Origin of the sequence: Actinomadura sp. KC06, assembly GCF_004348735.1 — a bacterium.
Classification (GTDB): Bacteria; Actinomycetota; Actinomycetes; order Streptosporangiales; family Streptosporangiaceae; genus Spirillospora.
On record NZ_SMKT01000379.1, the window covers coordinates 1 to 1,517 of the forward strand.

Genomic DNA, 1,517 nt, shown 5'->3' on the forward strand with positions numbered 1-1,517 from the left:
CTCCGGCCTCACGGCCTGGTCCTGGCCCTGTTCAACGGACTCGTCCACGGTCGCGGACGGCTCGGCGGTCTCGGTCATGTGGCGTCTCTTCCTTGATCGTTAGATCCGCCGTTATTTGTACAGTCCCCCCGCCCACGGCCAACGCTGTTGCGTATCGCTTCGCGTGCAAAGCCAGGTACGGGGAGACGTGCAGAGCTGATCAGTGAGCCACCAACGTTCTGTCTCATTCGTCGTAACGGATTCGGACTCCCTCAGGCAATCGGACTCCCTCAGGAAAGGAGTTTCGCCAGTTGGGCCATCTCTGTGCGTGGGTCGATCACCGGCTGGATGAGCAGTTCGTCGATGCCGGCTTGTTGCAGGGTGGTGATGCGGGCGCGGAGGTCGTCGTGGGTGCCGACCAAGGCCAGGATGTTCATCAGTGAGGGCAGGATCAGGTCCCGGTCCTGCGGTGCGATGCGTCCGAGGTAGCTGGGGTAGAGCTTGATGTGCCGGTCGGGTGCGTCGGCGGTGGTGCCGCGCCGGTCCAGCAGTTGCCGCACCGCCTCGCGTTCGGCGGGGCCGAGTTGGTCGGCGAAGGCAGGTGTCTCGGCGGCGGTGTCGGCGGCGAAGGCCAGCAGCGACAGGACGAGATGGCCGGTCGCGTCCCGGGCTGCGTCGCTGTGGGGGACCTCGTCCTCGTCGAGCATGTGCAGCGCGGTGACCACATAGGAATCCGCCCGAGGTTCGGTGCGGGAGTCGGGGTCGTGGGATGTCCCACGGGCGGCGTTACGGCGGGCGTCGTGCAGCGCGTGCCAGGCGGTGGGATCTAGGAGGCCGAAGGAAATCAGGCCGGTGCCGCGGCGCCCGGCGACAGCGGCGGCCTTCGGCCCCAGCGCGGCCACGACGAACTCGATCGGGTCGGACGTGTTCGCCTGCGCCCCGGCGTGCAGGAAACGGACGTCGCGAACCCGGTCACCTTCGCGGTACTCGATGGTGCGTCCAGCGCATAGGTCCTGCAACGCGGCGGTGAAGGTCTCCACGGTGGCCGTCGTGGTAGGCCGCATGCCTAGCGTGCGCCGGGCGGTGTTTCCAGTCCCGACCCCGCAAATGATCCGGCCCGGTGCCAGCGCGTTGAGACTGGCGAGTCCACTCGCGGCCGCCGGGGCCGAGCGCAGCGCCGGTGAGGTCACGCCGATGCCGAGCTTGATGCGGTTGGTGGCCTTCGCGCACAGGCTCAAGGCGACGAAGGCGTCGCCGTGGACCATCGGGGTGTCGTTGACCCAGAAACTGTGCAGGCCCAGCTCCTCGGCTTGTACGGCAAGGTCCTCCACACCGGGCTGTGCGGCGACCACGACGCCTGCACGCATCGAAACCTCCAGCTACGAGGAGCGCAACATGCTCAGCTTGACAGCTCACTGGCTCCGCACACTTGCCCGTACTCAGCTCTGGATTTCCAGGAGTCCGCCGACACACGCCCACCATCCGTGCTGCACACCCTCACCACCCACACATCCCTCCACTCCCACGGTTCCCACCGC

General features: G+C 67.4%; 1 protein-coding gene. It reads right to left on the minus strand.

The genetic code is table 11. The features are described 5' to 3' along the window. Nucleotides 1-269: 269 nt before the first annotated feature. Nucleotides 270-1,346 (minus strand): LLM class flavin-dependent oxidoreductase, encoded by a 1,077-nt coding sequence (locus E1287_RS43170; protein ID WP_131971929.1) that lies wholly within the window; start codon nucleotides 1,344-1,346, stop codon nucleotides 270-272. Nucleotides 1,347-1,517 lie beyond the last annotated feature (171 nt).